Source organism: Erwinia typographi, from assembly GCF_000773975.1.
Classification (GTDB): Bacteria; Pseudomonadota; Gammaproteobacteria; order Enterobacterales; family Enterobacteriaceae; genus Erwinia; species Erwinia typographi.
In genome coordinates, this window is the sequence record NZ_JRUQ01000062.1 from 248908 (window position 1) to 263358 (window position 14451).

Annotated in this window: 11 protein-coding genes and 1 pseudogene; 2 read left to right on the plus strand and 10 right to left on the minus strand. The window is 51.9% G+C overall.

Features of this window, described 5'->3' with window-relative positions; translation table 11 throughout:
• Positions 1-82 precede the first annotated feature (82 nt).
• The 3 genes from osmY to NG99_RS22210 all read right to left on the minus strand — a co-directional run bounded on the left by osmY (position 83) and on the right by NG99_RS22210 (position 3502).
• Positions 83-697: a molecular chaperone OsmY gene (gene osmY / locus NG99_RS22200; RefSeq protein ID WP_034897874.1), complete on the minus strand. Its 615-nt coding sequence runs from the start codon at positions 695-697 to the stop codon at positions 83-85.
• Positions 698-1002: 305 nt separating this feature from the next.
• A complete protein-coding gene (gene prfC, locus NG99_RS22205; RefSeq protein WP_034897878.1) occupies positions 1003-2592 on the minus strand; it encodes a peptide chain release factor 3 in 1590 nt (529 codons plus the stop codon).
• A 262-nt stretch (positions 2593-2854) separates the two neighbouring features.
• Positions 2855-3502 (minus strand): DNA-3-methyladenine glycosylase I, encoded by a 648-nt coding sequence (locus NG99_RS22210; protein WP_034897881.1) that lies wholly within the window; start codon positions 3500-3502, stop codon positions 2855-2857.
• 202 nt (positions 3503-3704) lie between these two features.
• Between NG99_RS22210 and yghU the strand changes: the two genes are divergently transcribed.
• Positions 3705-4571, plus strand: a complete 867-nt coding sequence (gene yghU / locus NG99_RS22215) for a glutathione-dependent disulfide-bond oxidoreductase (RefSeq protein WP_034897883.1) — start codon at positions 3705-3707, stop codon at positions 4569-4571.
• A gap of 238 nt (positions 4572-4809) precedes the next feature.
• A complete protein-coding gene (locus tag NG99_RS29430) occupies positions 4810-4962 on the plus strand; it encodes a hypothetical protein (protein WP_157032678.1) in 153 nt (50 codons plus the stop codon).
• Between the two features lie 43 nt (positions 4963-5005).
• Here the strand turns inward: NG99_RS29430 and NG99_RS22220 are convergent, their stop codons facing one another.
• From NG99_RS22220 to NG99_RS22245, 7 genes and pseudogenes are all read right to left on the minus strand, one after another.
• The gene (locus tag NG99_RS22220) at positions 5006-5275 is read right to left on the minus strand and encodes a hypothetical protein (RefSeq protein WP_034897886.1); all 270 of its coding nucleotides are present in this window, start codon (positions 5273-5275) and stop codon (positions 5006-5008) included.
• A 379-nt stretch (positions 5276-5654) separates the two neighbouring features.
• A pseudogene (locus NG99_RS30405) lies at positions 5655-5806 on the minus strand (RHS repeat-associated core domain-containing protein); the annotation flags it as partial.
• A gap of 612 nt (positions 5807-6418) precedes the next feature.
• Complete coding sequence (locus NG99_RS22225) at positions 6419-6703, minus strand: hypothetical protein (protein WP_034897889.1); 285 nt, start codon at positions 6701-6703, stop codon at positions 6419-6421.
• Entirely contained in the window at positions 6704-11125 is a 4422-nt protein-coding gene (locus NG99_RS22230; RefSeq protein ID WP_052130830.1) for an RHS repeat-associated core domain-containing protein, read from the minus strand. It lies immediately after the preceding gene.
• A 3-nt stretch (positions 11126-11128) separates the two neighbouring features.
• Positions 11129-11572 (minus strand): DcrB-related protein, encoded by a 444-nt coding sequence (locus tag NG99_RS22235; protein WP_034897892.1) that lies wholly within the window; start codon positions 11570-11572, stop codon positions 11129-11131.
• Between the two features lie 411 nt (positions 11573-11983).
• The gene (locus tag NG99_RS22240) at positions 11984-12406 is read right to left on the minus strand and encodes a hypothetical protein (protein WP_052130831.1); all 423 of its coding nucleotides are present in this window, start codon (positions 12404-12406) and stop codon (positions 11984-11986) included.
• Positions 12407-12756: 350 nt separating this feature from the next.
• The coding region (locus NG99_RS22245) for a type VI secretion system Vgr family protein (RefSeq protein WP_034897895.1) at positions 12757-14451 on the minus strand (1695 nt) is incomplete at its 5' end.

Below are 14451 nucleotides of genomic sequence, written 5' to 3' on the forward strand. Positions count from 1 at the left end.
CGGTCATGACTGGCCGACGGGATTATTCTCTTCACCCATTTTCGATACGGACCGCCGCACTGCAAGGCGGCCCGTCTCAACTTTATGACTTCACAGCCAGATCGTTCTTAACGCTTTTCACGCCATCAATCGCTTTGGCAATGCTTTCGGCACGTTCAGACTGCGCCTGGCTCTTCACCGTACCCGAAAGCTGCACAACGCCATTGGTGGTTTCAACTTTCACATTGCGTGAAGGAACAATGTCATCCGCTAACAGTTTAGCTTTAATTTCGCTGGTCGTTGCCGTATCGCCGGCATAACCGCTTACGCTTGCTTTTGTGCTGTCTTTAACGTGCAGTTTGTCGCTTACGGATTTAACGCCTTCGACTTTTTTGGCCGCCGCAACGGCCAGTTCGGCCTGATCCTGCGAAGGCACAAAACCACTCAGCGTCACCACGCCTGAATGAGTCTTAACGGAGATATCCGTGCTTTTAATTGCGTCGTCATCTACCAGAGCGGCTTTCACCTTGGCAGTAACGCCGCTGTCATCCATGTACCCACCGACTTTTTTCATAGAGCTATCGATTTTGGAACCCGCGCTGTCGGCTGCGTTTTGCGTTTTGTTCATCATGGAGTCTTCCGCCATTGCAGAACCACTTACCAGCGCAGAACCTACCAGTACAGCCATCAGGGTTTTAGTAATCTTAGTCGTCTTCATCGATCATTCCTTCTTCATGTTATTACACTCACAAGTGTGAGCTTTCAGTCACAAACGACGTGACTGCAGTAAGTGAGACGTTGCAGCTACCGCGCCGCATATTTTGCGTCCGTTAGAAATAAATATAGACGCTAATCAGGATTTCACCGCTGGTTGTGGTTGATATGATGGATAAATGCGCAAAAAACAGCTTTTTTAAGAGCAGTCTGTAGCGGGGCGGGGCAGAGAGGGGGAGATAGGACGAAAAAAAGCGATGCGCGGTTCAGCGCATCACTTTTTCAGTATAGACGAGGATTGACGACCTGTTAGTGCTCACGCGTTTTACGGAACACCACCTCAGGATAACGCTCCTGAGTAATGTTAAGATTTACCATCGTCGGCGCGATGTAGGTCAGATTGTCACCCCCATCCAGCGCCAGATTCACTTCGTTTTTGCGCTGGAACTCATCGAACTTCTTCACGTCGCCGCATTCAACCCAGCGAGCCGTGGAGACGTTGATCGCTTCATACACCGCTTCAACGTTGTATTCACTCTTCAGCCGCGCCACCACCACGTCAAATTGCAGCACGCCGACGGCGCCCACAATCAGATCGTTGTTGTGCACCGGCCGGAAGACCTGAACCGCGCCCTCCTCCGACAGCTGAACCAGCCCTTTCAGCAGTTGCTTCTGCTTCAGCGGATCGCGCAGGCGAATACGGCGGAACAGCTCCGGCGCGAAGTTCGGAATACCGGTGAACTTCATGTTTTCACCCTGGGTGAAGGTATCACCGATCTGGATGGTGCCGTGGTTGTGCAGCCCGATGATATCGCCAGGATAAGCTTCTTCAACATGAGAACGGTCACCGGCCATAAAGGTCAGCGCATCGGCAATCACCACATCTTTGCCCAGCCGGACCTGACGCAGCTTCATACCCTTCTCGTATTTACCGGACACCACGCGCATAAAGGCTACGCGGTCGCGATGTTTCGGGTCCATATTCGCCTGAATTTTGAATACGAAGCCGGTGAACTTATCGTCGTCGGCAGCCACCTGGCGCAGGTCAGTATTACGCGGCATCGGAGACGGCGCCCATTCACACAGACCATCCAGCATATGATCCACGCCAAAGTTGCCCAGCGCAGTACCAAAGAACACTGGGCTTAGCTTACCGGCGAGGAAAGCGTCCTTGTCAAACTCATGGGAAGCGCCCTGCACCAGCTCCAGCTCTTCACGCAGCTGAGCCGACAGCTCTTCACCAATCGCCTTATCCAGCTCCGGATTGTTCAGGCCCTTCACCACGCGAACTTCCTGAATGGTGTGCCCTTTACCGCTCTGATAGAGATAGGTTTCGTCTTTATAGAGGTGATAAACGCCCTTAAACAGCTTGCCGCAGCCGATTGGCCAGGTAACAGGCGCGCAGGCGATTTTCAGCTCGCTTTCCACTTCATCCAGCACTTCCATCGGATCGCGAATATCGCGATCGAGCTTGTTCATAAAGGTCAGGATTGGCGTATCGCGAAGACGAGTCACTTCCATCAGCTTGCGGGTACGATCCTCAACGCCTTTTGCGGCGTCGATCACCATCAGGCAGCAGTCAACCGCCGTCAGCGTACGGTAGGTATCTTCGGAGAAGTCTTCGTGTCCCGGGGTATCCAGCAGGTTTACCAGGCATTCACGGTAGGGGAACTGCATCACCGAGGTGGTAATTGAGATCCCACGCTGCTTTTCCATTTCCATCCAGTCCGACTTGGCGTGCTGGCTGGAGCCCCGGCCTTTCACCGTACCGGCAGTCTGAATTGCCTGTCCGAACAGCAGCACTTTTTCAGTGATGGTGGTTTTACCGGCATCCGGGTGAGAAATAATCGCAAAAGTGCGGCGACGAGCCACCTCTTGCTTAAAAGGTGCATTAGACATGAAAAAACTCTGTTTGGTGCTGTGCTGCCGCTGCGCAGACGGCGCGGGGCAATGTTCACAGGCGATTAATCATCAATGGCCGGCATTTTCGCCGATCCGGCGGTTATAAACAATGCAGAACGCCGCGTAATCCCCATAAATGCGTACGGCATTGAACCGTTGCACTTCAGCTGCTGTTTTTTTCAACTATTTTGCGGCGGAGATTCAGGTTCTACACTGGCGTGGCCTCTTGATGATTGATCGCGGACTCTTTATAGCGCATTCAGCGCGGGCGGTTAAGCTGTTCCCGCGCCTGCTCAAATTTTTCCCGGCACTGACAGCCCGCAAGATGATCGTTGATAAGTCCCAGCGCCTGCATCAGCGAATAAGTGGTGACCGGGCCAACCCACGTCCAGCCGCGCTTTTTCAAAGCCTTAGACATACGCACGGATTCAGGGGAGGTTTTCGTGCTCTGCCAGTAAGCCAGATCGACAGTGTCAGGCCGTTGTTCCGGGGCTGGCTCAAACTGCCAGAACCAGGCAGCCAGCGAACCAGCCTCCTCAATCATCTCGATCGCCCGCTGCGCATTATTGATGGTGGAGAGAATTTTGGCGCGGTTGCGGACAATGCTTTTATCCGCCATTAGCCTGGCAACGTCGTCATCGTTAAACCGCGCCACGGCATGGAAATCAAAATCATCAAACGCCCTGCGAAAGTGATCTCGCTTATTGTAGATAAGCTGCCAGGACATGCCGGAATGAAAACCTTCAAGGCAAACTTTTTCAAACAGGCGGCGGTCATCCACTACCGGCTGGCCCCATTCATTATCATGATAGTCCGGCATTGAAGCCTGCCAGTAGCAGCAGACGCGGCCGTCTTCGGTCAGGATCAGTCCGGCTTGTTTCAGATCGGCGAGATAGTGCTCATCCATTCTGTGTTCCCATTCAAGGCAGGTAAGAGTGCTCTGTAAAGATAAACGCCGGTCATATTGCAATGCTATATCTGACATCCACTGTAACAAGCGCATTTGGTTTTTTGCTAAGACAGCAGCTACTTTTAGACCATCAACGGCGTGATGTCTGTGGGATTGTCCCCAGGAAACGTCATTTTTATCAGAAAGGGGACCTTCGATTATGAGTACCACGGATTATCAGCCAGCCAGAGTCTGGTCCGAGAAAAAAGAAACGGGCGGCACCTGGGGAAGCATCAACCGCCCTACCGCTGGCGCGCGGCATGAAGCGAGCCTGCCGAAAGGTAAACACCCGCTGCAACTATATTCGATGGGAACGCCAAACGGTCAGAAGGTGACCATCCTGCTGGAAGAACTGCTGGCGCTGAACGTTCAAGAGGCGGAGTACGACGCGCACCTGATCCGCATTGGTGAAAGCGATCAGTTCTCGTCCGGCTTTGTGGCCGTCAATCCTAATTCGAAAATCCCTGCGCTGCTGGACTGCTCGACTACGCCGCCGACCCGCGTATTTGAGTCCGGCGCGATCCTGCTGTATCTGGCGGAGAAATTCGGCCACTTCCTGCCGAAAGACCCGGCAGGCCGTACCGAAACCCTGAACTGGCTGTTCTGGCTGCAAGGTTCCGCGCCCTATCTCGGCGGCGGCTTTGGTCATTTCTATAACTATGCGCCGGTAAAAATCGAGTACGCCATCGACCGCTTCACCATGGAAGCCAAACGTCAGCTCGACGTGCTGGATCGCCAGCTGGCGGAGCACCGCTATATCGCTGGCGAGAATTACACTATCGCCGATATCGCCATCTGGCCGTGGTACGGTTCGCTGGTCAGAGGGATGGTCTATAACGCGGCGGAGTTCCTCGATGCCGGTTCCTATAAAAACCTGGTACGCTGGGCAGACGAAATCGCGCAGCGCCCTGCGGTACAGCGAGGCCGCATCGTCAACCGCACCTTCGGCGAGCCTTCCGAGCAGCTGCACGAACGCCATGACGCTTCTGATTTTGAGCTGCGGACGCAGGATAAGCTGGCTAAATAACGAGTGGTCAGTTTTTAAGGGCATCCCTGGGGATGCCTTTTTTATTAGCTCACGATTTAAGGAGCGGATTCGGTGCATACTGGTAAAGATTCAGCCCACCCGCCAGACCTATCGGATCAGGATAAGCAATCTGCCCGTTCTCGGCATCGTACTATCCGTTCAGGTTGTAATTACCTGTCCTTTTTAAATCGTAATTCATAGACAGAAGCCTTCTGCACGGCGATGAAACGGAAATAATGTGGACCTGAAGGGGCTGGACGGCTGTCTGGTGCTGATCCCTGACTGTCGCGAAGAGACGCGACTGCGACAGGAGCAGGCGCGGCTTGAGCAGCGGCGGCGGGAGATTGAGCTGGCCCGGCAGCAGGCGCTGCTGGCTCAGGCTGGCGGGTAAAATAAAAAAGCCGGAAGGATCGGGGGATCGCTTCCGGCTTATGTTAACTTTTCCTTATTTTTTCGTATAAAGCAGCGACGTGAACTAATTCTTTTATCAGTGTATCTTCGCCAGGCCAATCTATGATAAAGCGTGGATATCCAGGCATATAAACTTTGGGATCCATAACTTTAATCATCTCCTCTAGTTCTTTTTTTACCTGAGTGAGTGCCTGTATAGAAAGAGGTGCTTTTTCGTTACGTTCATTCTGAGAAATTGCGTCAGTCACCTTTTTCAGAGAGTCATTTAATAATAATTCAAAAGAAGAGATCATAATAAATTTCCGTATTTCCAAGATTGTAGGACAAAAAATTTCTCTTCACCCCACTAAATTTCGAACCATATTCATATTGCAGAACTGCTCTGCCCCTGACTATCGTAGAACCTGATTTTATTTGCCACTGCTTGATTCCAGTCATATGGTAATGCAAGCCCTGACCTATTAGTTAAAGGGGTAAATGTCTCAAAACATATTGGCCCATAGGCCACGCTGATTTTCCATCATCATGAAAACGTGGTCCAAATTGGTTAGCACCTGCCTTTTGTACGGATATAGTATCTAACTCAAAAGAATTAATTATCTGTTTTCTGGTGTCTCTATCTATACCTTTGGAACACAGATATGCAGATGCGTTTTTTGTACCTTTATAAGGATCTGAAGAACACTGACTCAGCCCCAGCGGATCACCCCAGTTCAATGAATTGGGAGCGTAAGCGTATAAATTGAGTCCGCTGTATAGCCCCACCGGGTCAATCGCGCACAGTCAGGGTTGTAGTATCTGAACAGATTGTAGTGCTGTCCGGAATACTCGCCACATCCCTGTGTCTCGCCCCTTCAGGGCCAGCGCTCACGCGCTATTCAAATTTGTCTCGATCCAGGTATTGCCCCGGCATCCGCAGACTCGGGGCATGCTCTGGTGTCTATTGAATTACGCCCGACTGAATGTGCAAAAACTGATGAACAGAGTCAGCAGTTAAAAATATAAATCAAAAGGATAAAGGGTCTCTTTCGGTTTTTATTTATAGAAAATTTAAATATATATGTTCAACTCATCATACGCCTCTTCGATAGAGGCGACTGCAAGTTCATTAATATCAACGCAGAGGTTAATAAATTCCCGCACCCACATAAAAATATATCATTAACAATCTTACAGGTCTTTATTATAAAATACTCCAATCAAGTACGATCCATAGCGTGCCGATTGTATTCCTTTATATGTAAAAACAACTAAAACATCATGCAACTCTTTTTAACATTTTTTTCTGATAATCTTAATGGACTATCTTTATATTTAAATCTTCTAATTTCACGTCCAGTTAACACGACTCCTCTGATCCTCACCGTGGAGCAGCAGGCTGGCGGCTGAAAGTAAAAAGCCGGAAGGATCACGGGGATCGCTTCCCGCTTTATTTATTAGCATGGCATTCGCATAAGAGCCACACGTAATCTATTCAATAAATTTTTATCTTCCGTACAATCTATAGGTCTAACCTTATCTAAGGCGTTGACCTTTTTATATATCCAGTCTTTCGCTCCTACTGAGCCAACTTTCCCCCATATAACAGTCGCAACATCTATATTCCCATTTAATAAACCTGCTAATTCAACAACTTGATCCAGATCTTTAAATTCAGAAAATGAAAGTGCGAAATCGTTCCAATCTTTCTCACCTGAATAATATCTTTCCAACATTTCCATTTATTCAAACCCCGCAAATGATATCAAATTAGATCCAGTAGCATTCCTTGCAGATGGAGCAAGTATTCCATCATACCCTTGTGTCTTTGCCCAATTCCCGACCTGATGAGTAACACCATATTCGCTACCAGTTATATCTTTCAATGAGATTCCTAACTGGTTTCTTACATCTGATTTGGTCAGATCCAGTACATTATTCAACTGAACATTCTTACTAATGAGAGTTCTTGTTGAAGGGTCTATGTCATAGTGGTTAATTTCTGCTAAGGCTGTTTTACGTGAATTAGCCCCGTAAACCCCACCAAGACCTCTTTGGGTATAACGATGGTCGGAGTCAATATTCCATTTGTGCGCTTTCCAGGTCGTACTCATTCTGTCTGGTTGTTCATATCGATACACCGTCCGATTAACCTTCCTCCCTTTCGGAGGATTCGAACATTTCATCAACCCCAGCGGGTCCACCCATCCCAGCGCATTCGGTGCATACTGGTAAAGATTCAGCCCGCCCGCCAGCCCCACCGGATCCGGTTGAGTAAACCGCGCACAGTCAGGGTCGTAGTATCTGAACAGATTGTAGTGTAAACCGGTCTCACGATCCAGATACTGCCCCTGCATCCGCAGGTTTTGCGCGAAGCCCGGCCCGTTAAGGCGCTCTTCCCGCAGCAGTTTTCCCCAGGCTCCGTTGTATCCGTGCCAGCGAACTTCCCCCTGCCGATCGGTAAGGCGCTCCGGCGTTCCGTTAGGGTGGCAGTGATACCAGAAGATTTCCGGTTCACTCAGGCCATCAATACGCGCCAGCGGTTCATAACTATTCTGATCCGCGTAAACATAGGTTAGCGGGATTGTATCCTGAATTTCCTGCAACAACCGTAGGCCTTCCCAGACGAAATGGGTGGTGCGAGGCTGACCCTGTAGCTCCCCCTTTCTGCTGGTCTGGCTGGTTTTACTGATTCGTCGCCCAAGCGGATCGTACTGGAAGCTGACATGAGTCTGCGTACCATGCCTGGCCTCACGCACCACCTCACTCAGGCGGTGCTCGCCATCATAGCTGTATCGCCAGCGTTCGCCTTCGCGTACCTTCTCTACCGTACGACCGTGAAGGTCATAACGATAGCGGGTCCCGTTCAACTGTGCGACACGGTTGTGCAGGACCTTTCCCGCGGCTGTATCCACTGGATTAGAAGCCGCATCCCAGCGCCACTGTTCATGGTCAGGCAGGCTGCCATCCTGCTTCAGCAGCCTGCCTGTCGCATCATACTGCCACTGCCGCCAGGCAAACGGATTATCATCCTGCTCTTCACGAATCAGATTGTTGCGGTAATCATAATCCCAACGCCGCGACCACTGTCTTGGCGCCGGACGCTGGCGAGAACCGGTAAATACATCGCGCTGACGAAGACGTCCCAGCCTGTCGTAGGAAACGCGGCTGATCAACCCGCCCTGCGTACGGCTGGTTTCTCTGTGAAGATTGTCGCGGCTGAAGTCGGTAATGGGCATGTTATCCAGCGCGATATTCAACAGATGCCCGCTACCATAATAAAGATTACGCAGTTTCCGCCCATCAGGCAGCGTGGTGCTGGTGCGATTACCGAGCGCATCCCACTCATACTCCACTACGCCCAGTTCACCCGTTTCTTTAACCAAACGGCCAGACTCGTCGTAAGTGAATTCCAGCGCGTGATCCGGTTCATCGGTTACATGTTCACTGTCCAACGCCAGGTGATATGACGCCTTGAGGAGTTGCCCAACGGTTGAGTAGCTGAAGCGGGTTTCCCCCTCTGGCGAGCGCCTGCCCGTTACCAGACCACGCGGATCGTAGCGGAAGAGATGGCTGAAACCTTCTGCGGTATCCGCCGCAAACGTGCGTTTTGTTACCCGACCGCTGGCATCATAGCCATAACGGGTGATCGTTCCGTCCAGACCGCGTTCTTCCAGCAGTAGAGAGTCCGCGCCCCACTCAAAACCATAACGCTCGCCGTTTTCATTAGTCAGGCCGGTTAAGCGACTGCGGCTGTCGTATTCGCGCAGCACCTCGTCGCCCTGCGAGTTCTGCGTGGCCACCAGCCTACCTGCCGTGTCATACCTAAACTGGCTCTGTTTACCATCCGCCGCCTGATGAACAAGGGGTAATCCACGCTCATTCCAGCGCAGCCTCTCTTCCCAGCCTTCGGGACGTTGCAGGGAAACAGGTCGCCCCGCCGCGTCATAGGCGTAATGGGTTTCCTCACCATTGGCGGCGATCTCGGTCAGCAACCAGCCCAGCGAATGGTAGCGGTAGCGAGTGGTAAAGCCGGAGCAGTCTGTAGAGGCAACAACCTGACCAGCGGCGTTGTACTCAAACTTTTTGACGCCGCCCGCCGCATCTGTATGACTTATCACCTGACCATAGTCGTCCCGCTCAAGCTTTTCACTCACCCCTCCGGCAGACATGACCTTTGCCAGGCCGTAACGCTCATCGTAGATAAAACGAACGGACGAACCGTCAGCTTCGATAATGCCTGCGGGTAACGCGCGGGTTTCCAGCCATTGCGTGGTGCGTACATTACCCAGCGCGTCCTCTTCTCCCACGCAGTTACCCGCTTCGTCGTAGTGAAACTTAACCGTATTACCGAGCGGGTCGACCGTGCTGATAAGCTGTTGATTCTCATCCCAGTCAAACAGCCAGCTCTCACCACGCTCATCGACATAGCGCGTAACCAGTGAGGCGGAATTCCAGAAGTGTTGATGCTCGCGGCCATCGGCATGAATTACCGTTGTATGACCGGCAGCCAGATCGTAGCTGATAGTACTGCTGTCGCCAGTGCTGGTACGGGTAGCCACCACGCGCCAGCTATCCAGATACTGCCAGCGATATTCGCTCAACAGGCCGCCTGGCAGGCGATGAGCGCTCATCAGCTCCTGCTCGTTATAGCTGAATTCTCGCGTGACCACGCCTGCGGCATCCGTTACGTTCGCTAACTGGCCGGATACAGCGTAGGTGTAGGTGATTAATGGCCAGCGAATCGAGCCGTCATCATGGCTGAGAGAGGTCACGCGCAGTGGGAAGCGAAGATCTTCATAACTGAAATGAACGTCGATAGCGCAGGGCGCATCGTGGATTCGGCTCGGGCGCCCCTGCTCATCGTAATCGATTTCCAGCATGTTGCCGCATTCATCGCTGAGAGAGGCTAAGCGCAGATGCGTCGGGTTGCTGCGTAACGGGCGATAAAGGCGCCAGACGCTGCCATCATCGTCAGCAATCGCCAGCTCTCCAGCAGGGCCCCGGCGGAATATAAGGCCATCCGTCGGGCTGTAAAGAGGTTCATTTTCAGCCGGTAAAGCAAAGCGAAGTTCGCGACCGAATTCATCAAACCACAGGCAGTCAGACCCGTTAATTTCAAGCCGGGTGTCAAAAACGGTTGTCCAGCCTTTGCCAAACAACCCTTCCAGCGTCGATCGACTGTTGTAGTTACGTTGCCAGCTCAGTGGGAAACGCCCCGGCAGGCTGAAATCAAGATCGTTTTCGTCGTTAAGGACCTTCGCGCCCGTTGCCGCATGTACAGGGTTCGACGAGGAGAAAATAGCGTTAACCAGCATATCTCCAGCCATCCCCCCGATTGCCCCGGCGACAACGCAGGGCATACTTCGCAATACGGCTCCCGGGCGCCCGCGCAGCAGAGGAAGTAGCATCATTGCCAGCGCCAGGCCGGGGGTTTTACCGCTCTTAATTTCTCTGACGACGACGCTTTCGCCACCAATGATCACATCGGGAGAAACATTATCAGCCACTGTCGCTTCGCAGGTTGAGCGATCGCCGGCACGAATTGCCGGTTGCCCATTGATCAGCACGGAGGAAGACCCTTCGGCCATAAACTGCGGCGCGGGGTGCTTGTCACAGGCAATAGTGTCCTGCTGCGTAGGATCGGCATTGGCAACGGGACCCGCCACGGAAGGCTGCCAGAAGGAGTTCGCTATCTGTCCAAGTCCACCCAATAGTTCACGGCCATAATCCATAAAGCTCATAGGGGACTGGCTTTCAGGTACTGCGGCGCTGGCTGGCAGCAGTTTGGCAGCGGCTCTGGCCGCTTTTTTATTGTTGGTCAGAACATTACTGGAGCCGCTGGTTATTTTTCCGCTGACCGAAGGTGGAAACAGAAAATCCCCCACGCCGCTGGCAACTTTTGAGATATCGTCCGTTATGCCTGCTGCGTTAGCCAGCATTCCGCCGATGATGCCGCTGAGCACGCAGCTAGATCCTACTGCAGCCAGCCCTGCGGCTACCGCTCCGGCCCCAGCCAGCGGCGCTGCTGCAGCGGCGGCGGCCCCTACCGCAGCACCGATAGCCGCATAAGCGGCCCCTTCCACCACAATACTGGTGATATCAGCAAAAATGCTGGAGTGAATAAGATCATCATCCTTACGAGCGGCCGGTTTATTACTCATGGCTCAGGCATCCTGTCCCGTAGAGTGGAGAGTTAAGGTTTTTTTCAACGCTTCCCAGCGCACGGCATCCTCTTCGGTAAATGGCCTTAGCGCTGAATAGGTGAGGACCATTAGCGTGGCGTTCTTCGCTACCGGAACGGCGAGCTGATGCTGATAGAGGGCCTGGCCGTTACGCTCAAACTGGCTGGTCACCTGCACAGCGCGTATCTGCTGCTGCGCGCCCACGCTGATGCGTGAGAATTCAGACTGTTGCAGATGAGTCATTTGCGAACGCATCGTGTCCCACTGGCGGTGAAATTCTTTCTCAAAATCACTGTCTTCAGGAACAGGGCCACGGCTGACGATTAACGTGACGCCATTACTATCATCCCGCAGCACGTTCATGCTGTTATCCAACCAGTCGCTGCTGTACAGCGAAAAAGATCCTTCATTCAGATGATATTGCATTGCGATTACCAGGTAAGTAGGAACAGAAAAGAAGATCGGCAGCTAAGAGGCTGCCAGCGTTAGCTGTCAAAGAGCCAGGGAAGCCATTGCCAGAGAATATATTTTCATCTCGTGATGGAAGAAAATTAATTTACACTCGTGGAGAACATCAAAAATAAGTTATGCTGTTTATCGTATTGACCACCCAATACCCACCCTGCTGCATAATAACCAATACGGCAGCGTAATATTAATCACTTACCTGTAAGATACAGCATCCGAACATCAGGTTCCCCTACACTTTCACAGGCTACATCATTGCACATTTTATTTTTAGCAATAAAAGAAAAGGTAATTATCACCTTAAAGTCATCACCTTAAAAAAAGCACCAAGGGATCAGGATTCACGACAAAATTTTCGCGAACTCCGTTCTAATCAAAACCAATGTTATCAAATCTTCTTGCCCATTGCTGAATATCTGGCTGTATCTCAGTCATAGTTTTATCATTGGTCATATAATTAATTTTATTGTTATCAGGGACAACCCATGCCAGATATAACTTGCCATCGGGTTCAATAACCATAGCTGACGAGTTTTCTAATCTTAACTCCCTGAGCCAACCATCGACCAATAACCCTCCATCTTTCAGCTTTTCTGGATCTGCAAAAGCTTCATAACTCCCTATAAATTCATTATATTTTGATTTGGTAAGATTTTTAACATCTTGCACAATCAGCTTATTATCGAATATATTTACAACTGATTCAGGGGTTGAATACTCATTCAAATTTTCGTATTGGACAGCAAATGATTGCGGAGAGAAAAACATAAAAAAAACAAAAAAAATTAACATTATTTATGCGCACCAACAACCTCCTGTCATTATTGACATAATTAAATAACCTCCAGCAGCTTTCTTTAATAACGGCCCACAGGCCCTTTATTGTATAGCTGAGAAAAAGTCGTCTTAGCTACCTTTTCTTTTCATCAAATCACTATAAATAGCATCACCTTAGGTGGTATATGTATCTACATGTGTTTCCCTGGCGACCATGATCTTTTCTTAGACCGGAGCATTCCCTTTTCTGAATCCATTAGCTTCAGGGATGCCACTTTGTACATGGCTCCCTTCTCAAACTTCATTAATTATTTTAGGACATTATCAGGAAACGCCTTATCAGCCGCCTGATCTTTCTACTCAACCTACTTGCCCTTTTTTGCCGGGAACAGCGCCTCCACAGCACTGTTGATATCACCTTTATGGCCTTTGCCTGGAGCAGCCACCGCAGCCGGGGTGCCGTCGTTAAGATTCAGCTTGCCACCACTGGTGTTGATGTAGCCCTGCCCCTCAACAAAGATATTGAATCCTTTCCCTTTCATATTGATCTGCCCGGCCGCCGTCAGTTCTATTGCGCTCTCACCGCATAGTAAACGCAGTGTGGTACCTGAGGCCAGCGTGTATTCATCAACCGCTGAATCACTTTTCTTGCTTCCCGTCAGCAGTGTCTCCTGATTTTTAACGCCGTGAATACGGTTCGCCTCAACGCGGTGCTGTTCGTTTTGCCCAACATAGTGCGAATGGTTCTGCCCGACGGTATGACTGGCGTCGGCCTTCACGTTGGTGTCCATATTCTTCTGCGCCTGAATCCACACCTGCTCTTCCCCGGCCTTATCCTCAAAGCGCAGGGCGTTGGCGTTATCCGGCGAACCATCTTTCGACCGGCTCAGAAAGCCCATCTGCGTCGCGGCGGCCGGCAGTGCCCACGGCGGCATACTCGCTTCGTTATACACCCGACCCGTCACTATCGGACGGTCCGGGTCGCCGTTGATAAAGTCGATGACCACCTCATCGTTCACCCGTGGGATCTGCACCCCGCCGAACCCCTGGCCTGCCCACGCGCTTGACACCCTCACCCAGCACGAACTGGTATCGTCGCCTTTTGCCTGACGGTCCCAGTGAAACTTCACCTTGATGCGCCCGTATTTATCCGTCCAGATCGACTCGCCCTTCGGCCCCACCACCTTCGCCGTCTGCGGGCCGTGCGTTCGCGGCCACTCCGCTTTCGGCTCCGCGCGGAAGGTCACGTCCGACGGGATGACCGTCACGTCAATGGCGTGCGTCGTTGCCCCGCTGCCGCTGGCGTAGCTGTTCTCTTCAAAATGGTATTCCGCTGCGGTCGTCAGGTACTCACCGTTATCACTGAAAAATGGCGCGTTCAGCAGCGCGAAGGTGTACCCCGGCGCCAGCCCGATGGCCGTGCCGGACGCGCTGATTTGCTGATGCTCCGCCTGCCACACTTCCTGGCGGATGCGCGCGTAAAACTCGCCGTGGTCGTGGTCCACAAAGTGTCCCGGCCAGTCGTACACGTCTATCTGCCCCGGCGATGGCGACGCCGGGTTCTGCCGCGCCTGGAACATCCACGCGTTCGGCTTGCGGAAGTCATAATCATCAATGCTGTAAATGCCCGGCGTCACCTTATCCTCCAGGCTCCACTGGCTGATGCCCTCTTCGCTGGTCGTGCCGCCGGATGGCGTGACGTGGTACGGGATCGTCTCGTAACCGGCAAACGGCTGCTTCTGCCGGACGCTGTCTGACAGCACCATCGTGTGTTTGTCCGCGTCGTGGCGGAAGAAGTAGTAAATCCCCTCCAGCTCCATCAGCCGGCTGATAAAGTTGAAGCTGCTCTCCTGATACTGCACGCAGTATTCCCACACCCGGTAGTTGCCGGTCAGCTTGTCTTCCACCGTCACGTTATATTCCGCAAGCAGGGTTTTGATTATCTGCGGCGCGGTCTGGCTCTGGAAAATTCGCAGGTTGCGGTCACGCTTCATCGGCCACAGGTCCGGCTCCATCACCAGATGGTAGACCGCATAGCGCGTGCCGCTCAGCTCCGTGCT

Bases quoted from the DNA above. Each gene is read 5' to 3' on its own strand.
- osmY (WP_034897874.1), bottom strand. From the start codon at position 697: ATGAAGACGACTAAGATTACTAAAACCCTGATGGCTGTACTGGTAGGT.
- NG99_RS22235 (WP_034897892.1), bottom strand. From the start codon at position 11,572: ATGCAATATCATCTGAATGAAGGATCTTTTTCGCTGTACAGCAGCGAC.
- prfC (WP_034897878.1), bottom strand. From the start codon at position 2,592: ATGTCTAATGCACCTTTTAAGCAAGAGGTGGCTCGTCGCCGCACTTTT.
- NG99_RS22210 (WP_034897881.1), bottom strand. From the start codon at position 3,502: ATGGATGAGCACTATCTCGCCGATCTGAAACAAGCCGGACTGATCCTG.
- yghU (WP_034897883.1), top strand. From the start codon at position 3,705: ATGAGTACCACGGATTATCAGCCAGCCAGAGTCTGGTCCGAGAAAAAA.
- NG99_RS22230 (WP_052130830.1), bottom strand. From the start codon at position 11,125: ATGAGTAATAAACCGGCCGCTCGTAAGGATGATGATCTTATTCACTCC.
- NG99_RS22240 (WP_052130831.1), bottom strand. From the start codon at position 12,406: ATGTTAATTTTTTTTGTTTTTTTTATGTTTTTCTCTCCGCAATCATTT.
- NG99_RS22220 (WP_034897886.1), bottom strand. From the start codon at position 5,275: ATGATCTCTTCTTTTGAATTATTATTAAATGACTCTCTGAAAAAGGTG.
- NG99_RS22225 (WP_034897889.1), bottom strand. From the start codon at position 6,703: ATGGAAATGTTGGAAAGATATTATTCAGGTGAGAAAGATTGGAACGAT.